At 71.9% G+C, this 21,675-nt stretch carries 23 protein-coding genes; 13 read left to right on the forward strand and 10 right to left on the reverse strand.

Going from position 1 to position 21,675, the window contains the following annotated elements; genetic code table 11:
• Positions 1-83 precede the first annotated feature (83 nt).
• Complete coding sequence (locus AC5L3C_RS28875; protein WP_493651835.1) at positions 84-773, forward strand: DUF899 domain-containing protein; 690 nt, start codon at positions 84-86, stop codon at positions 771-773.
• 156 nt (positions 774-929) lie between these two features.
• Positions 930-1,115 (forward strand): DUF8839 family protein, encoded by a 186-nt coding sequence (locus AC5L3C_RS28880; protein ID WP_073937149.1) that lies wholly within the window; start codon positions 930-932, stop codon positions 1,113-1,115.
• Between the two features lie 71 nt (positions 1,116-1,186).
• Here AC5L3C_RS28880 and AC5L3C_RS28885 read toward each other — a convergent pair whose 3' ends face one another.
• Complete coding sequence (locus AC5L3C_RS28885; protein ID WP_125507292.1) at positions 1,187-1,627, reverse strand: hypothetical protein; 441 nt, start codon at positions 1,625-1,627, stop codon at positions 1,187-1,189.
• Complete coding sequence (locus AC5L3C_RS28890; RefSeq protein ID WP_493651836.1) at positions 1,624-2,337, reverse strand: ATP-binding protein; 714 nt, start codon at positions 2,335-2,337, stop codon at positions 1,624-1,626. Before AC5L3C_RS28890 ends, AC5L3C_RS28885 begins: the two co-directional genes overlap by 4 nt.
• A gap of 222 nt (positions 2,338-2,559) precedes the next feature.
• On the opposite strand from AC5L3C_RS28890, the gene AC5L3C_RS28895 reads away from it, so the two are divergent.
• The 3 genes from AC5L3C_RS28895 (at position 2,560) to AC5L3C_RS28905 (ending at position 4,599) form a co-directional block, all read left to right on the forward strand.
• Entirely contained in the window at positions 2,560-3,420 is an 861-nt protein-coding gene (locus AC5L3C_RS28895) for a Sco1979 family transcriptional regulator (RefSeq protein WP_493651838.1), read from the forward strand.
• Positions 3,421-3,705, forward strand: a complete 285-nt coding sequence (locus tag AC5L3C_RS28900; RefSeq protein ID WP_493651840.1) for a DUF397 domain-containing protein — start codon at positions 3,421-3,423, stop codon at positions 3,703-3,705.
• 90 nt (positions 3,706-3,795) lie between these two features.
• Positions 3,796-4,599 (forward strand): SAM-dependent methyltransferase, encoded by an 804-nt coding sequence (locus tag AC5L3C_RS28905; protein WP_493651841.1) that lies wholly within the window; start codon positions 3,796-3,798, stop codon positions 4,597-4,599.
• An 87-nt stretch (positions 4,600-4,686) separates the two neighbouring features.
• Here AC5L3C_RS28905 and AC5L3C_RS28910 read toward each other — a convergent pair whose 3' ends face one another.
• The 3 genes from AC5L3C_RS28910 to AC5L3C_RS28920 all read right to left on the reverse strand — a co-directional run bounded on the left by AC5L3C_RS28910 (position 4,687) and on the right by AC5L3C_RS28920 (position 7,621).
• Positions 4,687-6,177 carry a glutamate synthase subunit beta gene (locus AC5L3C_RS28910; protein WP_493651843.1) on the reverse strand — a complete coding sequence of 497 codons (1,491 nt, stop codon included), beginning with the start codon at positions 6,175-6,177 and terminating at the stop codon, positions 4,687-4,689.
• Positions 6,178-6,312: 135 nt separating this feature from the next.
• Positions 6,313-6,795: an anthrone oxygenase family protein gene (locus AC5L3C_RS28915; protein WP_493651844.1), complete on the reverse strand. Its 483-nt coding sequence runs from the start codon at positions 6,793-6,795 to the stop codon at positions 6,313-6,315.
• A 127-nt stretch (positions 6,796-6,922) separates the two neighbouring features.
• A complete protein-coding gene (locus tag AC5L3C_RS28920; protein ID WP_493651845.1) occupies positions 6,923-7,621 on the reverse strand; it encodes a DUF2293 domain-containing protein in 699 nt (232 codons plus the stop codon).
• 68 nt (positions 7,622-7,689) lie between these two features.
• Here AC5L3C_RS28920 and AC5L3C_RS28925 point away from each other — a divergent pair, with 68 nt between their 5' ends.
• Together AC5L3C_RS28925 and AC5L3C_RS28930 are read left to right on the forward strand one after the other, a co-directional pair.
• Complete coding sequence (locus tag AC5L3C_RS28925; RefSeq protein ID WP_493651847.1) at positions 7,690-8,322, forward strand: nucleoside/nucleotide kinase family protein; 633 nt, start codon at positions 7,690-7,692, stop codon at positions 8,320-8,322.
• Between the two features lie 105 nt (positions 8,323-8,427).
• Positions 8,428-8,856 (forward strand): CBS domain-containing protein, encoded by a 429-nt coding sequence (locus AC5L3C_RS28930; RefSeq protein WP_125507311.1) that lies wholly within the window; start codon positions 8,428-8,430, stop codon positions 8,854-8,856.
• A 45-nt stretch (positions 8,857-8,901) separates the two neighbouring features.
• On the opposite strand, the gene AC5L3C_RS28935 is transcribed toward AC5L3C_RS28930, so the two are convergent.
• The 3 genes from AC5L3C_RS28935 to AC5L3C_RS28945 all read right to left on the reverse strand — a co-directional run bounded on the left by AC5L3C_RS28935 (position 8,902) and on the right by AC5L3C_RS28945 (position 12,112).
• Positions 8,902-10,029, reverse strand: coding sequence for a magnesium and cobalt transport protein CorA (locus AC5L3C_RS28935; protein ID WP_493651848.1), 1,128 nt, complete (start codon positions 10,027-10,029; stop codon positions 8,902-8,904).
• 247 nt (positions 10,030-10,276) lie between these two features.
• Positions 10,277-11,194 carry a carbohydrate kinase family protein gene (locus AC5L3C_RS28940; RefSeq protein WP_493651850.1) on the reverse strand — a complete coding sequence of 306 codons (918 nt, stop codon included), beginning with the start codon at positions 11,192-11,194 and terminating at the stop codon, positions 10,277-10,279.
• A gap of 6 nt (positions 11,195-11,200) precedes the next feature.
• On the reverse strand, positions 11,201-12,112 hold the full coding sequence (locus tag AC5L3C_RS28945) for a pseudouridine-5'-phosphate glycosidase (RefSeq protein WP_493651852.1): 912 nt from the start codon (positions 12,110-12,112) through the stop codon (positions 11,201-11,203).
• A 101-nt stretch (positions 12,113-12,213) separates the two neighbouring features.
• Between AC5L3C_RS28945 and AC5L3C_RS28950 the strand changes: the two genes are divergently transcribed.
• The gene (locus AC5L3C_RS28950) at positions 12,214-12,642 is read left to right on the forward strand and encodes a VOC family protein (RefSeq protein ID WP_493651853.1); all 429 of its coding nucleotides are present in this window, start codon (positions 12,214-12,216) and stop codon (positions 12,640-12,642) included.
• A gap of 37 nt (positions 12,643-12,679) precedes the next feature.
• On the opposite strand, the gene AC5L3C_RS28955 is transcribed toward AC5L3C_RS28950, so the two are convergent.
• On the reverse strand, positions 12,680-13,234 hold the full coding sequence (locus tag AC5L3C_RS28955; RefSeq protein WP_493651854.1) for a methylated-DNA--[protein]-cysteine S-methyltransferase: 555 nt from the start codon (positions 13,232-13,234) through the stop codon (positions 12,680-12,682).
• Between the two features lie 63 nt (positions 13,235-13,297).
• The gene (locus tag AC5L3C_RS28960; protein WP_493651855.1) at positions 13,298-14,173 is read right to left on the reverse strand and encodes a glycerophosphodiester phosphodiesterase; all 876 of its coding nucleotides are present in this window, start codon (positions 14,171-14,173) and stop codon (positions 13,298-13,300) included.
• 280 nt (positions 14,174-14,453) lie between these two features.
• Between AC5L3C_RS28960 and AC5L3C_RS28965 the strand changes: the two genes are divergently transcribed.
• The 5 genes from AC5L3C_RS28965 (at position 14,454) to AC5L3C_RS28985 (ending at position 21,599) form a co-directional block, all read left to right on the forward strand.
• Complete coding sequence (locus AC5L3C_RS28965; RefSeq protein WP_493651856.1) at positions 14,454-15,320, forward strand: MHYT domain-containing protein; 867 nt, start codon at positions 14,454-14,456, stop codon at positions 15,318-15,320.
• A 40-nt stretch (positions 15,321-15,360) separates the two neighbouring features.
• A complete protein-coding gene (gene uvrB, locus AC5L3C_RS28970; protein ID WP_493651858.1) occupies positions 15,361-17,511 on the forward strand; it encodes an excinuclease ABC subunit UvrB in 2,151 nt (716 codons plus the stop codon).
• A 133-nt stretch (positions 17,512-17,644) separates the two neighbouring features.
• Positions 17,645-18,223, forward strand: coding sequence for a TerD family protein (locus AC5L3C_RS28975; protein ID WP_125507329.1), 579 nt, complete (start codon positions 17,645-17,647; stop codon positions 18,221-18,223).
• An 83-nt stretch (positions 18,224-18,306) separates the two neighbouring features.
• Entirely contained in the window at positions 18,307-20,319 is a 2,013-nt protein-coding gene (locus AC5L3C_RS28980; RefSeq protein ID WP_493651859.1) for a TerD family protein, read from the forward strand.
• Positions 20,320-20,600: 281 nt separating this feature from the next.
• The gene (locus AC5L3C_RS28985) at positions 20,601-21,599 is read left to right on the forward strand and encodes a TerC family protein (protein ID WP_493651861.1); all 999 of its coding nucleotides are present in this window, start codon (positions 20,601-20,603) and stop codon (positions 21,597-21,599) included.
• The last annotated feature ends 76 nt before the right edge of the window (positions 21,600-21,675 follow it).

Raw genomic sequence — 21,675 nt, forward strand, 5'->3', positions numbered from 1 at the left:
CTGAGAAATCTCCGCCGCCGGCGATGAGTTCCCGGTCCGCGCGCGGTCACCCCTCGCAACGGGACCGTCGCACAGGAGGAACCATGTCGCTTCCGGAGATCGTCTCGCGGGCCGAGTGGCGCGCGGCGCGTGAGGAACTGCTGGCCAAGGAGAAGGCCGTCACCCGCGCGCGGGACGCGCTCAACGCCGAGCGGCGCCGGCTGCCGATGGTCCTGATCGACCGGGTGTACGTGTTCGAGGGCGGCGACGGCAGGGCCACGCTGCTGGACCTGTTCCAGGGGCGGCGGCAGCTCGTCGTCTTCCACTTCATGTTCGCCCCCGAGTGGGACGCCGGGTGCCGCGGCTGCTCCGCATGGCTGGACCAAGTGGGGCATCTCGCCCATCTCGAGGCCCGGGGCACCTCGTTCGCGGTCGTCTCCCGGGCGCCGTACACGCGGATCCTGCCGTTCAAGGCGCGGATGGGGTGGACGGTGCCCTGGTACTCCTCGTACCCGGGCGTCTTCAACGAGGACTTCGACGTGACCGTCGAGTGCGAGGGGGAGCTCGTCGAGCGGTCGGGAGTGAGCTGCTTCCTGCGGGACGGCGAGCGGGTCTTCCACACGTACTCGGCCTGCGCGCGGGGGCTGGAGGGGCTCGGTTCGACCACCAGCCTGCTGGACCTCACCGCGCTCGGCCGGCAGGAGGCGTGGGAGGAACCCGAGGGGCGCGCGTCGGTCTTCGGGTCGCCTGCGGCGGGGGAGCGTGTCCGCTATCACGACGAGTACGACGACTGATACGGAAGGTGACGGATTACTCCGGAAAGCTGAGAGCCCGCTCACACTTGGCGGTGAACGGGTGTCAACTACGTCTCAGTACCGTCACCGGACGAGGTGTTCGCCCCATGGTTGGCGTTTAACTCTACGAGTACAGCGCTACATGGAGGTGGCAGGGTGAACGGGCGAACGGTGCTCGAACGCTTTCCCGCAGGTGGACCGCGCGGCTCGTGGCCGGCGGAGGAGTTCGCGCATGCGCGGCGCCTGGAAGGACTGCCCGCCGAGGTCGTCATGGACCTCGCTACCGACATGTTCCTGGTGATCGTCCGCGGCGACGGCGGCGGGGGTGACGCGACGGCGTGAGCGCAGGCGCGACGCCGGGGGTCCGAACGGCGTCGAGGGCCCTTTGATGTGCCGGGGGTGCGGGGAGGCCGCTACGCGCTGACGGGACGGGACCAGGCGGGGGTGGTGTCCGTCAGGCGGCACAGGGCCAGATAGAGGGGGATCGGCGGGGTGTAGGGGAGCGTGCCGTCGGGGCGGTGGATGAGCCCGGGCAGCTCGGGGGCCTCGGCGTCGGGGAGGACCGCGCCGGCCGCGTAGTGCGCGGGGGCGGGCCATTCCAGCGCGTAGTCGGAGTCGGACGGGACCAGCCACCACCAGTGCGCCTCATCGGCGTAGACGCAGCCCACGCGGGGCAGCCGGGGCAGCACCAGCGGGCCGAAGCGGGCGGGTACCGCCACCGCGTCGCAGCCCATGGGCGCCGTCATGCCGTCGGGTACCGGCAGCCGCCGGGCCGCGGCGGGTGTGTTCCGTCCGCGCCGGATGCGGACCAGAGAGTCCAGGCTCAGCACGCGTGTGCCGCGGCCGCCTGTCACGCCCGGCCCCCGTCCCGGTGGACGCGCTGGCGCGGAGGGATGCCCAGGGGCGCCGGTGCGTGTGCGTCCGGGGCGGTCGCCGGCCGCTGCGACCGGGGGGTCCCGCCGTTCTCGTCGGTGCCGCCGCCGTCCGGAACGTCCGCCGGGCCGGGCTTCGGCCGCGCTCCCCAGCCCAGGTCGCCGCGCGGCTCCGCGGCATCGCAGGGCGTGTCCGTGTCCGTCCCGCTGGGAAGGTCGGCCCAGACCAGCAGCCCGGGGCCGTGCTCCTGGGCGCCCCACGCATGGCACAGGGCGTCGACGAGGAGCAGTCCTCTGCCGTGCTCCTCCTCCGCCTGCTGCCGGGGGTTCGCCCGCGGCCGGCCCGGTGCGCAGCCCTCGTCCTGCACGGCTATGCGCACGAGATCCCCGCCGTCCTGCAGCTCGCAGACTATGTGACTGCTCGCGGTGTGCACGATGGCGTTGGTGACCAGCTCGGAGACGACGAGTTCCGCCGTGTCGCAGACGTCGTCGCACAGCGACCAGCCGGTCAGCCGTGCCCTCGTCAGGCGTCTGGCCTGAGCCGGGGAGCCCGGATGGGCGGCCAGTTCGAAACGGAATCGGCGGCGCTCGACGGCGGCCCCGGAGGGGCATGGTGCCGAGGCGGCGCCGAGACCGACGGACGCTGCGGCGGCGTCTGTTCCTAAGGGCGCGGGCGGAATCACGCTTGCCACTATCGCCCCGTCGTGAACACTTGGCAAGTGTCACTCTGAAAAATGCAGAGTGCCCTGTGACGGTCTGGAAGGCCATGGCACACTGCTCGCAACAGCACCATGCGCGGCGCCAGTTGGGATCGCCGGAGATTTGTTCGAACGCGAGTTCTATCGGATGGGTCTTCGAAGAGATCTTCGAATGGCGCCGCCCGGCTGTCAGGATTTGTTCGAGGGAGGTGGAGTATGAGCGAACCCCGGTCCGCGCCCACGGTGGGCCAGGTCGTTCTCGGCCGGCGCCTGCTGGACCTGCGGGAACGCGCGGGACTCAAGCGTGAGGAGGCCGCCCGCATCCTCCGGGTCGCCCCCGCCACCGTGCGCCGCATGGAGATGGCCGAGGTCGCGCTCAAGATCCCCTACCTCCAGCTCCTGCTGAAGGCGTACGGCGTCGGCGACGACGAGGCCGAGGCCTTCGTGCAGCTGGCGGAGGAGGCCAACCGCCCCGGCTGGTGGCAGCGCTTCCACGACATCCTGCCCGGCTGGTTCTCGATGTACGTCAGCCTGGAGGGTGCCGCCTCCCTCATCCGCAGCTACGAACCCCACTTCGTCCCCGGAGTGCTCCAGACCGAGGACTACGCGCGCGGCGTCCTGCGCTCCGGCGCCATCGGGCAGACCCAGCCCGAGGACATCGAGCGCCACGTCGCCCTGCGCATGCAACGGCAGGAACTGCTCACCCGTAAGGACGCGCCCCGGCTGTGGGTCGTGATGGAGGAGACCGCGCTCCGCCGCCAGGTCGGCGGCCCGGAGGTGATGCGTGCGCAGATCGACAAGTTGCTCGAGGCCACCGAGCTGCCCCATGTGACGCTGCAGGTCGCCACCTTCGAGGGCGGGCCGCACCCCGGCACGTACGGGCCGTTCGTGCTGTTCCGATTCGCCATGCCCGAACTGCCGGACATGGTCTACAGCGAGTACCTGACCGGCGCCGTCTACCTGGACGCGCGCACCGAGGTGGCGACCCACCTCGAGGTCATGGACCGCATGGCGGCGCAGGCCGCTACGGCACATCGCACGAAGGAGATCCTCCGGGACCTCCGCAAGGAGCTGTGAATGGAACTCATCAAGCCCCCGAAGCTGCTGCACCGCGCCGCGGCGCACACCGGAAGGATCTACAACGGCATGCCCGCGCGGGAGCTGGGCAGCGAAGGCTGGCACAAGCCGTGGAGCGGCGGCAACGGAGGGAACTGCCTGGAGGCGATGAAGCTCGACGACGGCCGGATCGCCGTACGCCAGTCCACCGACCCCGACGGTCCCGCGCTCATCTACACCTCCGCGGAGATGACGGCCTTCATCGAGGGAGCGAAGGCGGGAGAGGCGGATTTTCTGCTGTCCTGAGCTTGGTTGCCCGCTCTACCTTTGCGTTCCCTCTCCGATGTGAGCACCGACTTGACCACTAACAGTTGCGACCAGTTACGGAGTCCCGACATGACCGGGCAGCACCCCGTGGAGATCGACACCAGCAGACCGCACCCCGCCCGCATGTACGACTGGTACCTCGGGGGCAAGGACAACTATCCGGTCGACGAGGCCATGGGCCGGCAGATGCTGGCCCTCGAACCGCGGACGCCGGTGATGGCCCGGGTGAACCGCGCGTTCATGCACCGGGCCACGCGCTGGCTGGCCGGCCAGGGCATGCGCCAGTTCCTCGACATCGGCACCGGCATTCCCACCGAGCCCAATCTGCACCAGGTGGCCCAGGAGATCGTGCCGGACGCCCGGGTCGTGTACTGCGACAACGATCCCATCGTGCTGGCCCACGCGGCGGCGCTGCTGCGGGGCACGGACGAGGGCGTGACCGAGTACCTCCAGGCCGACGTCCGGGAGCCGGACGCCATCCTGGAGGGCGCGCGCAGGATCCTCGACTTCGACGAGCCCATCGCCCTGTCGCTCATCGCGCTGCTGCACTTCGTCCCCGACGAGGACGCGGCGCACGAGCTGGTCGGGCGGCTGCTGGCGGAGCTTCCCTCCGGCAGCCACCTGGTCGTCACCCACGCGACGGCCGACTTCACCCCCGACCTGTCCAAGGAGGCCACCGAGAAGTTCAAGGCCGCGGGCGTCACGCTGGCCCTGCGCTCCCAGGAGGAGTTCACCCGCTTCTTCGACGGTCTCGACTTCGTCGAGCCCGGCGTCGCGGTCCCCCACGAGTGGCACCCCGAACTGGGGGAGCCCGTCCCGGGCCAGGACGACGGCGTCATCCCCGGCTACGGAGCGGTGGCCCGCAAACCGTGACGACGGGGCGGCCCGCGGGCAGCGGCCCACACCGCGCCCGCGGGCGGCTTCCGCCGCTCCCGCACCGTCCCCCGGCGCGCGGGGCCCTCATACCGTCATGGGGCGGTCGAAGGGACCGATCGGTGCCGACAGCCGGCTCGGCGAGCCGGTCAGATACCGGTCGGCCGCCGCCGCCACCGCGCGCCCCTCGGCGATCGCCCACACGATCAACGACTGCCCGCGCGCGGCGTCCCCCGCCGCGAACACGCCCGGCACATTCGTGGCGAACCCCGCGTCCCGCGCGATGGTGCCGCGCGGATCCAGGGCCAGTCCCAGCTGGGCGATGAGCCCGTCCCCCTGGTCGGGCCCGGAGAAGCCCAGCGCGAGCAGCACGAGATCGGCCGGCAGCGTCCGCTCCGTACCCGGCACGGGCCGGCGCCCGGCATCCACGTCGACCAGGCGCAACGCGCGCACGCGCCCCTGTGCGTCCCCCTCGAACCCCAGCGTCGACGCCGCGAACAGCCGCGCGTCCGCGTCCGCCACCGGAGCCGTCCGCAGCGCCCCCGCCTCCTCGTGCGCCGGGGACAGCCGGTACACCTTCGGATAGGTGGGCCACGGATCGGTGTCCTCGTCCCGCTCGTCCGGCGGCCGGCCGTAGATGTCGAGCTGGGTGACCGAGGCGGCACCCTCCCGCACGGCCGTCCCCAGACAGTCCGCCCCCGTGTCACCACCGCCGACGATCACGACATGCCGGCCCGCGGCGGACAGCGGCGACGACTCCAGGTCCCCGGCGCACACCCGGTTGGCCAGCGGCAGGTACTCCATCGCCTGGTGGATCCCGCCGAGTTCACGCCCCGGCACCGGCAGCTCCCGCCAGGCGGTCGCACCCGTGGCGATCACCACGACGTCGTACCGGGACCGCAGCTCCCTCGCGTCCACGTCCCGCCCGACCGTGACGGAGGTGCGGAACTTCGTGCCCTCCGCCCGCATCTGCTCCACCCGCCGGTCCAGATGCCGCTTCTCCATCTTGAACTCGGGGATGCCGTACCGCATCAGCCCGCCGACCCGGTCGTCCCGCTCGTACACGGCGACGGTGTGACCGGCCCGGGTCAGCTGCTGGGCCGCGGCGAGGCCGGTGGGCCCGGAGCCGATGACCGCGGCCGTCCGGCCGGACAGACGCTCGGGCGGCGCCGGCGGAGCGAAGCCCTCCGCCCAGGCCCGGTCGGCGATGGCGCACTCGACGTTCTTGATGGTGACCGCCGGCTGATTGATCGCGAGGACACAGCCCGCCTCGCAGGGCGCCGGGCACAACCGCCCGGTGAACTCCGGGAAGTTGTTGGTGGCGTGCAGCCGCTCCGCCGCCGCCCGCCAGTCCTCGCGCGAGACCAGGTCGTTCCACTCGGGGATGAGATTGCCCAGCGGGCAGGCCTCGTGGCAGAAGGGCACACCGCAGTCCATGCAGCGGTCGGCCTGGGCGCCGATGAGGGGCAGCAGCGCCCCGGGCACATGAACCTCGTCCCAGTCGCGGACGCGTTCCGCCACCGGCCTGCGCGGCCACTCCTCGCGGGGTGTGGTCAGGAAACCCTTGGGATCGGCCATGGCCGTCGTCCTTGCGTGCGCGGGTGACAGGCCGTGCGTCGTCGGTCGGCGCTCTTCCGGCCACGATACGTCCGCCCGCGCGGGTCCGCAGAGCGCCGGGAGAGCGCTTGCTCCGACGCCGGGGCCACCGGCCCGTCAGCCGGTGAGCGCCAGGACGTACGCCAGCGCCGCCCCGGCGGAGGCGAGCATGCGGACGTGGTTCCACGTCGTCCATCCGCGTACGTAGACCGGCCAGTACGCGGCCGCCTCCGGGCTCCCCGGCTCCAGCCGGGCCAGCGCCTCGTTGCGCGGCACGTTCGCCACCACCGTCGGTGCGAACGAGCCCAGCAGGTACAGCGCGCCGCCCGCCAGCAGTTCCGCGGTCCCCTCGCCGGGCCACACGATGAACGTCACCACCGTGAGCACCGCGCACAGCACCGACGAGCCCAGGAACACCAGCATGAAGGCCGGCCGGAGCGCCGCCGTGTTCACCGCCTGCATCGCGGCCACGCCCTGCGCGGGCGGCAGCGCCGCGAGCCCTCTCATCACGAAGGCCGAGAAGGCGCAGAAGACCCCGGCCACCAGTCCCGTCCCGAGCACACCCAGCACCGTCAGCACGTAGTACGGACCGTCGATCATGTCGTCACCCCCGTCCGAAGGGCCGGTACCCGCCCGGCCACCACCGTCACCACCAGTGCATCCGAACGCACCACGCCCGGCCATGGCCGAGCGGCGCGGACGCATGCGCGAGCGTCCAGCGCGGCCGTCACCCGGCGGAACCCAGGGCCTCCCGGGACCACTCCCGCAGCACCGTCTCCACCGCCGCCGCGATCCGCCGCCGCGCCTCCTGCCGAGGCACCCCGCTCATCAGCAGGCGGTCGTACGGCGTGTCCAGATGCCGCACGGACGCCGTGACCGCGGCGGTCACGGCCCTCCCGGACAGCGCCCGTCCCGCCGGGCTCCGGCCCACCCGCCCGCTCCCGCGGACCGAGGCGTGCGCGGCGACGGCACGGGCGCGCTCCTCGGGGCAGCCGGGGAACAGCCGCCGTATCTCCGCCGCGAACGCCTCCGTGAACCGCACGTCCTCGGCGGCCCGCCGCCGGGCGTCCCGCAGCCGCCGTCTGCGGCGCGCCTCCGCGTCCGCGAGACACCGCCGCTCCGCCCGGGCCAGCGCGGCCTCCTCGACCAGCACGCCCTGCCGCTCGTACCGTCCCCTGCGCCGGTTGAACCGTACGACCACCGCCGACAGCGCGCTCTCCTCCCGTGAGCGGCGGGTGAGCGCCGTGTCGCCACGCGGCAGGAAGACGAGGTGGCCGAGGTCGGCACAGTCGAGGCAGCGCGGCGCGCCGTGCTCCGTGACGAGCAGGGGGAGCGGGCCCCGACGGCAGCCGGCACAGTGCCGTTCCCGCAGCGGCTGCTGGACGACGAGTCCGGCGAACCGAGGGGGAGTCGCACGGGATGCCATGCCGGGATCCTTCCCCCCGGCAGGCCGCGCGCCACGTTCCTCACGCCGGGCTGGCGCATTATGGCCGTGTGCGACTCGAAGCGATCACCTGGGACCGGCTCGGCGACCTCCTCGCCGAGCGCCTGCTGGAGCTGAAGACCGCCGACGGCGGCCCCTGGCCCCGGGTCGCCCTCGACGGCGCCCCGGCCGCCCGGCCCCAGGACCTCGCGGAGCGGATCGCGCAGGCGCTGCGGATACGCGGCCGGCCCTCCCTCGTCGTCGGCGCCGAGGGCTTTCTGCGCCCCGCCTCGGTGCGGCTCGAGTACGGCCACCGGGACGTGGACTCCTACTACGACGGCTGGTACGACACCGGCGCCCTGTGGCGCGAGGTGTTCGGCCCCCTCGAACCCGGCGGGACCGGCCGGGTGCTGCCCGACCTGTGGGACCCCGTCACCGACCGCGCCACCCGCAGCCCCTACTCGGTGCTCCCGCCCGGTGGCGTGCTGTTGCTGCACGGTCCTCTCCTCCTGCGCCACTGGTTCCCCTTCGACCTGAGCGTCCACCTCCTCCTCTCCCCGGGTGCCCTGCGCCGCCACACCCCCGAGGCCGAGCACTGGACCCTCCCGGCGTTCGAACGCTACGAGCAGGAGAGCGACCCGGCCGGCACGGCCGACGTCCTGGTGCGGGCCGACGACCCCCGCCGCCCGGCCTGGCGCGGCTGACACCGCCCTCCGGGTGCCGTCCGCAGGCGGCGCGACGAGAATGAAGGGCGCCGGTACTCGCGGCGCGCCCGCGCCGCGCCGGCCGTCCGGCAAGGGAGGTAGTCCATGACCACCGCCGGAGACATCATGCACCGCGGCGCCCAGTGGATCCCCGCACACGAAACCCTCGACCGCGCGGCCCAGTTGATGCGCGAGCTCAACGTCGGTGCCCTGCCCATCAGCGACGAGAACGAGCGGCTCTGCGGCATCCTCACCGACCGCGACATCGTGGTCGGCTGCGTCGCCCTCGGCCACGACCCCGCCCAGGTCACCGCCGGCGACATGGCCAAGGGCACCCCGCGCTGGATCGAGGCGGACGCCGACGTCGGCGACGTCCTGAACGAGATGCAGACCCACCGGATCCGCAGGCTGCCCGTCATCGAGGACAAGCGCCTGGTCGGCATGATCAGCGAGGCCGATCTCGCCCGCCATCTGACGGACGACCAGATCGCCACCTGGGCCGAGAGCGTCTACGCGCGGTCGGGCACCGACTGACCCCCCGGCCCTCCGCGGAGGCGGCGCCTTCGCGGAGGGCCGGCCTCAGAGCCAGCGGCCGCGCCGGAACGCCCGGTACAGCAGCAGGCACGCCACGGATATCACCCCGATGACCATGCCGTAGCCGTACTTCCAGTGCAGCTCCGGCATGTGGTCGAAGTTCATGCCGTACACCCCGCAGACCATCGTCGGCACCGCCACGATCGCCGCCCACGCGGTGATCTTGCGCATGTCCTCGTTCTGCGCGACCGTGACCTGCGCCAAGTGGGCCTGGAGGATCGAGTTGATCAGCTCGTCGAACGCCGCTATCTGCTCCCTGGCCCGCAGCAGATGGTCGGAGACATCACGGAAGTACGCCTGTATCTCGGGGGCGACGACCCGGACCGGCCGTGTGGCGAGCTCCTCCAGCGGCCGGTCGAGCGGCACCACCGCCCGCTTCAGCTCGAGCAGTTCCCGCTTGAGCTGATAGATGCGGCCCGGGTCGACCCGCGCGCCGTGCTCCGCGAACACATCCGTCTCGACCTGGTCGATGTCCTCCTGGACCGCGTCGATGACGGTCAGATAGTCGTCGACCACATGGTCGGCGATCGCGTGCAGCACCGTGGACGGACCCCGGGCGAGCTGCCCGGGATCGGATTCGAGCCCCTCGCGCAGCGGTCCCAGGGAACCGTGCCGTCCGTGCCGCACGGTGACCACGAAGTCCTCGCCGAGGAACACCATGATCTCTCCGGTGTCCACCACTTCGCTGTTCGCCGTGAGCTCCTCGTGCTCCACGTAGCAGACCGTCTTGAACACGGCGAACAGCGTCTCCCCGTACCGCTCCAGCTTGGGCCGCTGATGGGCCTCGACGGCGTCCTCCGCCGCCAGCGGGTGCAGGTCGAACAGCTCGGCGATGCCGGCGAACTCCCGGTCGGTCGGCTCGTGCAGCCCCAGCCAGACGAACCCCTCCCGCTCCTCGCGGACCTGCCGCACGGCGTCCACCAGTTCGCCGGTGGTGGAGACACGGTGACCGTCCCGGTAGGTGACGCAGTTGACCACCGAGGAGCCCAGCGGGGACCGGGCCGGATGGCTCAGGTCCACACGAGGACGCCGCCGGGCCAGTCCGGCCACCCGGCGCAGCCCGCCGACCCTGCCGAGACTCCTGACCTTCCGCAGATTCCCTGCCATGGACATGTGGCCCCCTCATACGGTTCCCCCGCGTTCGCCGCCGCTTCCCGCGTCCGGCTCGCCAGTCTGCCAGTCCGCGGCGAACCGCGTCCGAGCCTGTGGGAAGGGGCCGTTCCGCTTTGTTCCTTCCTGTGGACAAAGGGAGTTCGCCCATGCTGGGAGCCGTCCGTGCTGGGAGCCGCCCGTGCCGGGAGCCGTCCGGCCGGACGAGCCCACCGGTGCCGAAGGAGCCGGCCGGTGCCGCACCCGTCCGTCAGGCGGGCGCCGGCGGCCGGCCCCCTGTCCGTTCCACCGCCTGTGCGCCGGCCGCGCAGCCCTCCACCGCCGCCTGCCGCGGTCCGGCGCCCGCGACCAGAGCCGCGAGGAACGCGCCGGTGAAGGCGTCACCGGCACCGGTGGTGTCACGGGGCGTCGACGGCACGGCCGGGACCCGGGCGCACACCTCGCCGGACATCGCGATCAGGGCGCCCTCTGCCCCTTGTTTGGCCACCACCAGCGGGACATGGCGGCTCAGCCGCGCCGCCGCGTCCGCGGCATCGGACACGCCCGTCAGCAGACACGCCTCGTCACGGCTGGGCAGCAGCACGTCCACGCCCTCCACGAGCGCCAGAAAGCGGCCGGCGCCCAGCGCGCCCAGGAACCCCGCCGACGCCGGGTCCAGACTCACCGGCACCCCCCGCGCCCGCGCCGCCTTCAGCGCCACCGCGACAAAACCCCGGCTCTCCTCGGAGAACAGCAGGTAACCCGACAGGTGCAGCCGCGCCACCCCGTCCAGCAGGGCGTCGGACCAGTCCCCGGGACCCAGCCGCAAGGACGCCCCGCTGTCGGTGAGGAACGTCCGCTCGGCCGCCGCGTCCTCGTCGACCAGGCAGATCACCGTCCCCGTCGGCGCCTTCGGGTCCACGGCCAGCAGCGGACGGACGCCACAGGCGGTCAGCTCCCGTTCGTGCCAGGCAGCGGCGTCCGCACCCACCCGTCCGACGAGCCGGACCTCCGTCCCGCCCCGGCACGCCGCCCAGCAGGCCACATTGGCGCCCGCCCCGCCCGGCACCGTCCGGATCGCCGCCGCCGTGTCCGTCCCCGAGGCGAGCGGTCCCCGGAACCGGGCCACCACATCGGTGATCACATCACCGGCGACCAGCAACGCACCCGCCCGCACGGCCCCCGCCACGTCCCGTCACTCCCCGGCGGCCCAGGCGGCCGCCACGCGGGCCGCGAGACGCACATTGCCCCGGACGGCGGCCAGGTTCGCGGCGAGTGAGGCACCGTCGGTGCGGCGGACCAGATGATCGAGGAGGAACGGAGTGACCCCCTGACCGGTGACGCCCTCCTCCCGGCACGCGCGCAGCGCCTCGTCGAGCACCCGGTCGTGCACCTCGGGATCCAGTTGCTCGCTCTCGGGCACCGGGTTGGCGACGATCAGCGCCGACTCCGGCCCGCCGAGCGCGTCCTGGGCCCGCATGACGGCCGCCACCTGCCCCGGGGTGTCCAGCCGCCAGTCCACGGGATGCCCCGAGTCCGACAGGTAGAAGCCGGGAAACCGCTCCGTGCCGTATCCGGCGACCGCCACCCCCAGCGTCTCCAGCCGCTGCAGGGTCGCGGGCACGTCCAGGATCGACTTCACCCCCGCGCACACCACGGTGACCCGCGTACGCGCCAGCAGCCCGAGGTCGGCGGACTCGTCCTGGGTGACCGTCCACTCCCGGTGCACCCCGCCGAGCCCTCCGGTGGCGAACACCCGTATGCCCGCACGCGCCGCGAGCAGGGCTGTGGCGGACACCGTGGTCGCCCCGTTCCCGCCGGCCGCCACCACCAGCGGGAGATCCCGGTGGCCCAGCTTGCGGACGTCCTCCCCGCTGGCGATCCGCTCCAGCTGGTCCTGGTCCAGGCCGATCCGGGGCCGGCCGTCCAGCACGGCGATCGTCGCCGGCACCGCTCCCTCCCGCCGTACGGCCGACTCCAGCTCCAGGGCCACCTGGAGGTTGCGCGGCCGGGGCAGCCCGTGCGCGATGATCGTGGACTCCAGGGCCACCACCGGCCGGTCCGCGGCGATCGCCTCCCGCACCTCTTCGGACATCATGAGCACCACGTGCCTGCCTCCTGTCTGCCGCCTCTCCCTCATCCCTGGCGGTCCCGGCCCCGGGCCAAACCCCTTGCACGCCGACACGCAGGTCACGGAGGCTGGCGAACATGACGGACAACACGACTCGCCTCGACCACATCGTCCTGTGGGTGCGTGATCCCATCGCCAGTGCCGGCTTCTACGAGCGGAGCGTGGGCCTGGAGCCCGTGCGGCTCACCGACTTCGCCGCGGGGGAGGCGCCCTTCCCCTCGGTCCGCGTCAACGAGGAGACGATCCTCGACCTCATGCCGTCGGCCATGGCGGAGCGCATGACGATGCTGCCCGGCGCCGTGGAGAGCTCCGGCCATCCCGTGAACCACGTCTGCCTGTCCCTGCCGGCCGACCGGTTCGACGCCCTGCGCCGCCGCCTCGAAGAGCGGTCCGTACCGGTGACGGAGCTCTCGCACGACTCCTTCGGGGCGCGCGGCCTGGCCACACGCAGCTTCTACTTCCGCGACCCGGACGGCAACGTGTTCGAGGCGCGCCACTACGACTGACCCCGGCCGGCCGCGATCACCCCCGGCTGCCCGGCCGTCAGAACAGCGGCTCGGGCAGCACACCCTCCAGGGCGAGCAGCCGCCGCTTCGTCTCCAGCCCGCCCCCGAAGCCGCCGATGCCGCCGTCGCTCTCCACGACCCGGTGGCAGGGCACGACGACGGGCAGGGGATTGGCGCCCATGGCCGTCCCGACAGCCTGCGCCGCGCCCGGCTGACCCACCCGCCCGGCCAGCTCGCCGTACCCGATGACCGCGCCGTACGGCACCCCGGTGGCCAGCTCCCGCAGCACCTCCCTGTTGAAGCCCGAGATCAGCGACCAGTCCAGCGGCAGCTCGAAGGACCGCCGCTCGCCCGCGAAGTACGCCTCGAACTGGCGTATCGCCTCGGCGAGCAGCGGGGCGTCCGGGTCCTCGGCCGGCGCGGTGCCGAGCCGGGACGCCAGCCGCTCCAGCGCGCGGTCGCGCACCGCGTCCCCGGCGTGGAACGCGACGTTGACCAGGCCCTCACGGGTCGCGGCCAGCAGCAGCGGGCCGATGCCGGTCTCCATGACGGTCCACACGACCCGCTGCTCGTCCTGCCCATGGCTGTCCATGGACACCACCGTACGACCCGCCACCGACAACGCCGGGCGAGCGCCGGGCGCCGGGGCGGGCGCTCAGCCGCCGACCGCGTCCCGCACCACGTCGGGGGTGTTGGTGATGATCCCGTCGACCCGGAACCCGGCGACCCGGCGTGCCGTGGCCGCGTCGTTCACGGTCCAGGTGAACACCTCCATCCGCTTGCCGTGCGGCCCCCGCAGACCCTGCACGGCGGCGACGTACGAGGCGGAGAGCGAGCCGTGCGAGGGATTGATCTGGTCGGCGAACGCGGTGTACGAGGGCAGGTCCGCGACCGGCGGTGTCCCGAGGAAGCCGGTCTTCACGGCGGGCTTCAGGTCATGGACCGTGCGCACGCTGTCCGCGCTGAAGCTCTGCACGATCAGCCGGTTCTGTACATGGCTCCGGTCCAGCCACCCCTCGTTGCTCAGCGTCTTGAGGGTCTCGGCCTCGATGCCCGGGTAGAGCTGGGGGTTCTTCAGCTCCAGCAGCAGCTTCTGGTCGTAGCGCTCCATGTGGTGCAGGAACTGCTCGAGCGTCGGAACGCGCGCGCCCGCGTACGCGGGGTCGAACCAGCTGCCCGCGTCCAGCCGGGCGATCTCCGCGGCGGTGAAGTCCTTCACCTTCCACGGAGCGCGGTCGGGGAAGACCTCCTCGACGTCGGTGGTGCGCTGCAGACTGTCGTCGTGGAGGACGACGAGTTCCCCGTCCCTGGTGCGCTGGACGTCGTTCTCCACCCACTCGACGCCGAGGGCGGCCGCCTTGTCGACGGCCGCGAGTGTGTTCTCCGGCGCGTACGCGGAGGCGCCGCGGTGAGCGACGATCTCCGGGCGCGGGGTGCCGTCCTCGGCGGCGTGCACGGGGGAGGACGGGAGCAGGAGGGCGACGGCACCCAGGAGCGCGGTGCTCGTGGCGGCGACAGCGCGTGCTTGCATGCGTACTCCTCGCGTTGAACGGTCACGGTCAGATCAACTGTGACAGCAGAGTGTCAACACGAGGCGGGTGCAGGATGGCCACGAATTGAACGCCGCCGCCCCAACTCCGCACACTGATGCCACACACCTGGGGCAAGGGCGTGTTTCTTTGCCGGATAGTCATTCGACCATTCCGGTGGGGGCCATACTCTCTGCGTCAACCCCGGCCGCCGTCGCGGTCCTGGGAGGGGGACCACATCGGGTCGTTGCGGGACGAACAGGGCGGGAAGGGCAGCCGCGCATGCAGGGCACGGTCGACGGATTCAGTTACGGCCTGGTCACACCGCTGGTGGCCTTCCTCATGGCCTGCCTCGGCGGCGCCCTGGGGCTGCGTTGCACCACCAGATCCCGGACGGCTCCCCCGTCCCGGCGTCCCGGCTGGCTCGCCCTGGGCTCCGTGGCCATCGGCTCGGGCATATGGACGATGCACTTCATCGGCATGATGGGATTCGCGATCGAGGGCACCCCGATCCACTACGACCGGGGCATGACGTTCGCCAGCCTGGGCGTGGGGATCCTCATGGTGGGCGTCGGGATCTTCATCGTGGGCTACCGGGGCGCCTCCGGAGCGGCGCTGTTCACCGGCGGCACCATCACCGGACTCGGCATAGCGTCGATGCACTACCTGGGCATGGCCGGCATGAGCCTTGACGGCCGCCTGGAGTACAACACCCTCGTCGTCGCGGCCTCCGTGGTCATCGCCATGGCCGCCGCCACCGCCGCCCTGTGGGCGGCCGGACAGGTGCGGGGCGTGCTGTGGAGCGTCGGCGCCAGCCTCGTCATGGGCGTCGCGGTCACCGGCATGCACTACACCGGCATGGCCTCCCTCGACGTCCACGTCCACGGCACCGCCACCCCCGCCGTCGGGGAGTCCGCGGGCCAGCTGCTCGGGCCCCTGATGATCGGACCGCTCGCCTTCCTGGTGCTGGCGGGCATCGTGGTGATCTTCGATCCGCTGATCGTCATGGGCGGCCCCGGCACGCCGCCCGCCGAGGACCGCAAGCCCGGCATCCCCGCCCACCCCCCGGCCCACCCCCGTCCGGGGCGCTCGCGCCTGCGTCTGCGCGGCCCCGTGGAGCACCGGTCGCGCACCCCGCAACGACGCTGACCCGGACCCGTTGTCAGTGGAGGGTCGTACGGTGGATGACATGCGGCCCGTTTCCCAGATCGAACGCACGGTGGCGCCCTTCGAGGTCGTCAGCCCCTACCGGCCCAGCGGCGACCAGCCGACGGCCATCGCCGACCTCGCCCGGCGCATCGAAGCAGGCGAGAAGGACGTCGTCCTGCTCGGCGCCACCGGCACCGGCAAGTCCGCCACCACCGCGTGGATGATCGAGAAGCTCCAGCGCCCCACCCTGGTGATGGCGCCGAACAAGACCCTGGCCGCCCAGCTGGCCAACGAGTTCCGCGAGCTGCTGCCGAACAACGCGGTCGAGTACTTCGTCTCGTACTACGACTACTACCAGCCCGAGGCGTACGTCCCGCAGTCGGACACCTACATCGAGAAGGACTCCTCGATCAACGAGGAGGTCGAGCGGCTGCGCCACTCCGCGACCAACTCGCTGCTCACCCGCCGCGACGTCGTCGTGGTCGCCTCCGTCTCCTGCATCTACGGCCTGGGCACGCCGCAGGAGTACGTGGACCGCATGGTCCCCCTCCGCGTCGGCGAGGAGATCGACCGCGACGAGCTGCTGCGCCGCTTCGTGGACATCCAGTACACGCGCAACGACATGGCCTTCACCCGCGGCACCTTCCGCGTCCGCGGCGACACCATCGAGATCTTCCCGGTCTACGAGGAGCTCGCCGTCCGCATCGAGATGTTCGGTGACGAGATCGAGGCGCTGTCCACGCTGCACCCGCTCACGGGCGAGATCATCAGCGACGACCAGCAGCTGTACGTCTTCCCCGCCTCCCACTACGTCGCGGGCCCCGAGCGGCTGGAGCGCGCGGTCAACGACATCGAGAAGGAGCTCGGCGAGCGCCTGGCCGAGCTGGAGAAGCAGGGCAAGCTGCTGGAGGCCCAGCGGCTGCGCATGCGGACCACCTACGACATCGAGATGCTCCGCCAGATCGGCTCCTGCTCCGGCGTGGAGAACTACTCGATGCACTTCGACGGCCGTTCGCCCGGCTCGCCGCCCCACACCCTGCTGGACTACTTCCCGGACGACTTCCTCCTCGTCATCGACGAGTCGCACGTCACCGTCCCGCAGATCGGCGCCATGTACGAGGGCGACGCCTCCCGCAAGCGCACCCTCGTGGAGCACGGCTTCCGGCTCCCCTCCGCCCTGGACAACCGCCCGCTGAAGTGGGAGGAGTTCCAGGAGCGCATCGGCCAGGCCGTCTATCTGTCGGCCACCCCCGGACCGTACGAGCTCTCGCGCGCGAACGGCTTCGTCGAGCAGATCATCCGCCCCACCGGCCTCGTCGACCCCGAGGTCGTGGTCAAGCCCACCGAGGGCCAGATCGACGACCTGGTCCACGAGATCCGCACGCGCGTGGAGAAGGACGAACGCGTCCTGGTCACCACGCTCACCAAGAAGATGGCCGAGGACCTCACCGACTACTTCCTGGAACTCGGCATCCAGGTGCGCTACCTGCACAGCGACGTCGACACCCTGCGCCGCGTGGAGCTGCTGCGGGAACTGCGCAGCGGCGAGTACGACGTCCTGGTCGGCATCAACCTGCTGCGGGAGGGCCTCGACCTGCCCGAGGTGTCCCTGGTGGCGATCCTCGACGCCGACAAGGAGGGCTTCCTGCGGTCGGGCACCTCGCTGATCCAGACCATCGGCCGCGCGGCGCGCAACGTCTCCGGCCAGGTCCACATGTACGCCGACAAGATCACCCCGGCGATGCAGAAGGCCATCGAGGAGACCAACCGCCGCCGCGAGAAGCAGATCGCCTACAACCGGGCCAACGGCGTCGACCCGCAGCCCCTGCGCAAGAAGATCAACGACATCGTCGCGCAGATCGCCCGCGAGGACATCGACACCGAGCAGCTGCTCGGCTCGGGCTACCGCCAGGCCAAGAAGGACGGCGGCGGCACCAAGGCACCCGTGCCCTCCCTCGGCACCAAGGCCGCCAAGGGCGCGAAGAACGCCAAGGGCGCCAAGGGCAGGGCCGCCGAGACCGTGCCGACCGACCGCCCCGCCGCCGAACTCGCCGAGCAGATCGAGGAACTCACCGCGCGGATGCGGGCCGCCGCCGCGGATCTCCAGTTCGAGATCGCCGCCCGGCTGCGCGACGAGGTGTCGGAGATGAAGAAGGAACTGCGGCAGATGCAGGAGGCAGGCCTGTCCTGACGCGCGCACGCGATGTGTTGCAAGAACGACACAAAGTGCGGACCGGAGTACGTCCCTGTCAGTGCCCCTGCGTAGGGTTCTGGTCAACCGCGGTTCCGCGGCAACAGGGGAAGTTCGAGAGGGGAAACAGCGCGTGACCGTCAACATGACCAAGGGTCAGGCCATCAGTCTGCAGAAGAACGACGGCGGCAGCCTGACCGCGGTGCGCATGGGTCTCGGCTGGCAGGCGGCTCCCCGTCGCGGCCTGTTCGGCTCGCGCACCCGGGAGATCGACCTGGACGCCTCCGCCGTCCTGTTCGCCGACAAGCAGCCGGTCGACGTCGTCTTCTTCCGTCACCTCGTGAGCGACGACGGCTCCGTTCGCCACACCGGCGACAACCTCGTCGGCGGTGTCGGCCAGGGCGGCGACGACGAGGCGATCCTCGTCGACCTGTCGCGGGTCCCGGTCCACATCGACCAGATCGTCTTCACCGTGAACTCCTTCACGGGCCAGACGTTCCAGGAGGTGCAGAACGCGTTCTGCCGCCTCGTCGACGAGACCAACGGCCAGGAGCTCGCCCGCTACACGCTGGCCGGCGGCGGCGCCTACACGGCGCAGATCATGGCCAAGGTGCACCGCGCCGGCTCGGGCTGGACGATGACGGCCCTGGGCAACCCGGCCAACGGCCGTACCTTCCAGGACCTGATGCCGGCGATCCTGCCGGTCCTCTAGGCATCCGAGGGCTCACCGGCCCCCGTGGCGGGGCCGGTGAGCGGCACACGATCCATCACACGCGACGCAGGGGGACGAAGGCGATGACGGCCGAGCTGGTGCGGGGGCAGAACCACCCGCTCTCCCAGTCCCGTCTGGAGATCAGGATCTCGGCCGGCACGCCGATCGTGGCCGCGGCCGCGCTCGGCGACGAGGACGGCCGGATCCGAGGGACGGGGTGGGTGGCCCACCCGGGCGCCCCGACCCAGCCCGGTCTCGAGGTGTCCCGGCAGGCAGCCGCCGACCACCGGCTCGCGGTGGATCTGGACGCCGTGACGGACGCGGTCCACCGCGTCAGTGTGCTGATCGCCCTGCCTGCCCCGGCCGGTGCCCCCGGGCCCTCCCGGTTCGGTGCCGCGGCGGCCCCGTTCGTCGCCGTGACCGGTCTGGACGGCCAGGAGGTCGCCAGCTACACCATCACCGGCCTGGCGGCCGAGTCGGCCGTGGTCGCGCTGGAACTCTACCGGCGGCAGGGCGCCTGGAAGGTGCGCGCCGTGGGCCAGGGATACGCCGGCGGCCTGCCCGAACTCTTCACCGACCAGGGCCTGCCCGAGGCCGCGCAGCTCGCGGGCAGCATCAACGAGGCGGTCGCGCAGGGCCTCGCCCGCTCCGTGCAGGCACCCCCGCCCCGCACCACCGACGGCGACCGCTCCCGGCAGGCGGCCGCCCCCGCCCTCGGCCCGGACCAGGGCGGCACCGCACCCCAGGGCGCGCCCGGCCCCGTACCGCCGTCGTACGGCGGGCAGCAGGCCGGCGGGCCCGGACAGGACGGACCGCAGCCGGCGTACGGCGCGGGACCCGGCGCCGCGGACCCGTCCCCGGCCACCGGCGGCGGCCCTGTCAACTACAGCCACCCCCGCAGGCAGACCTCCGCCCCTCCACCGCCCCCGCCCGCCGCACCGCGGCCGCAGCCCGGACAGCCCGCGCAGCCCGTGGCGGGGGACGCGACCGGCTGGTCCATGGAGGAGCGGCTCTACAACCAGGTCTGGGGCATGTTCGAGGACCTGGCCCGCACCGCCGCCGCGTACCGCAGCGCCGTCGACTTCGCCGAATCCCGCATGGACAAGGAGCTCGAGCAGGCCCTGTCCGACCCGCGCAGCCGGATCGGCGGTCAGGGCGATGCCGCCCGCGAGAGCGCCCGGGCCCGGCACGCCGAACTCGTCGGCCAGGCCCGCGAGTCCCTCGACCGGGACCTCGCTCAGCTCCGTGCCGAGTCCGACGTCGTCGAACCGGCCCTGCCGCCCGCGTTCGCCCGCTGGGACAACCCCGCCTGGCACGCCTACCGGGTGCCGATGGAGATACCCATGGCGGTGCGCCTGGGGGACCTGCGCCTGCCCGAGGCCGAGCGGATCCGGATCCCGATGCTGCTCCGGCTGCCGCTGGAGCGCGGCCTGTGGATCGACAGCGGACGCACCGACGGCATCGACGGGTCGTTCACGGACGCGCACGACATGCGGCGCCTGGCCATGGAGACGGCGGCGACGCACGCCGCGCGGCTGCTCGCCGTCTACCCGGCGGGCGAGTTCACGGTGCACGTCATGGACCCGGCCGGATCCGGCGCGCAGGCACTGGCCCCGCTGACGCAGACCGGTGTGCTGGCGGCCCCGCCCGCGCAGGGCGCCGCGGGCGTGACGGAGGTGCTGGGCCGGCTCACCGAGCGGGTCGACCTGGTGCAGATGGCGCTGCGCGGAGGCGCCCCGGACGCGTTGCCGCCCGGGTTCGACACTTCCCAGCAGCTGCTGATCGTCAACGACTTCCCGCACGGCTTCGACGACCGGGCCGTGAACCAGTTGCGCTATCTCGCCGACGAGGGCCCGTCCGTCGGTGTCCATCTGATGATGGTCGCCGACCGAGAGGACTCCTCGGGCTACGGTCCGCTGCTCGACCCGCTGTGGCGTTCGCTGCTGCGCCTGACGCCCGTGCCCGACGACCATCTGGCCGATCCGTGGGTGGGCCACGCCTGGACGTACGAGCCGCCCGTGGTGCCGCCGGGCAGCCAGGTGCTCCAGCAGGTCCTCACCCAGGTCGCGGCGGCCCGCCGCGCCTGGAACCGGTGACCGCACGCCCGCTTACCAAGTACAGGCAAAGCCTCATGACCTGGGCTTTTGTAAGTTTCTTTACGTGGCTCTTTACCAACCTTTGGTGGTTGGGTACTGTGGACCGCACGGAGGGGAGTACTCCCCGTCTGTGCGGCGACCCCGTCAATACGGATCCGGCCGGATCCCGGGGCGTCGGCCCGAAGGACCGTTTGAGCGCACCGGCGCGGGCGGCCCGGGTGGAAGAGACCTCCGGCAGCGACGACGCTGACTTTGCCCTGTGACGTACTGCCGGAGGCGCAGTGGATGTTTCCCTGACCCTGTGGGTCCTGACCATCGTGGGCCTGATCGCCCTCATCGCGGTCGACTTCTTCATCGGCCGCAAACCGCACGACGTGTCCCTCAAGGAAGCGGGCATCTGGACCGTCGTCTGGATCGTCCTGGCCGCGCTCTTCGGACTGGGCCTGCTGATCTGGGGCGGGGGACAGCCGGCGGGTGAGTTCTTCGCCGGGTACATCACCGAGAAGTCGCTGAGCGTCGACAACCTCTTCGTCTTCGTCCTGATCATGGCGAAGTTCGCCGTGCCGTCGCAGTACCAGCAGCGCGTCCTGCTCGTCGGTGTGCTCATCGCCCTGGTGCTGCGCGCGATCTTCATCGCCGCGGGTGCCGCGATCATCGCCAGCTTCTCGTGGGTGTTCTACATCTTCGGCGCGTTCCTGATCTGGACCGCCTGGAAGCTCGTCCAGGAAGCCCGCGCCGACGCGGACGACGAGGAGTACGAGGAGAACAAGCTGCTCAAGGCCGCCGAGCGCCGCTTCGGCGTGGCCGACCGGTACCACGGCACCAAGCTGTGGATCGCGCAGAACGGCAAGCGGGTCATGACCCCCATGCTCGTCGTCATGCTCGCCATCGGGACCACGGACGTCCTGTTCGCCCTCGACTCGATCCCCGCGATCTTCGGTCTGACGCAGGACCCGTACATCGTGTTCACGGCCAACGCGTTCGCGCTGATGGGACTCAGGCAGCTGTACTTCCTCATCGGCGGACTGCTGCGGAAGCTGGTCCACCTCTCCTACGGGCTGTCGATCATCCTCGGCTTCATCGGCGTGAAGCTCGTGCTGCACGCGCTGCACGAGTCCGGGGTGCATGTCCCGGAGATCAGCATCCCCGTCTCGCTGGGCGTGATCTGCTCGGTCCTGATCGTCACCACGATCACCAGTCTCCGGGCCTCGCGCAAGCAGGCCGAGGCGGCGGCCGCGGAGCGGGGGCACCTCCCGTCGAGGAACGACATCGACGTCTGAACCCCTGTGCCGGACGCCGACGTGCTCCGGCACCGACCGCACGCCACTCGCACACAAGGAGACCATGCGTGACCTC

The organism is Streptomyces speibonae, from assembly GCF_984686075.1.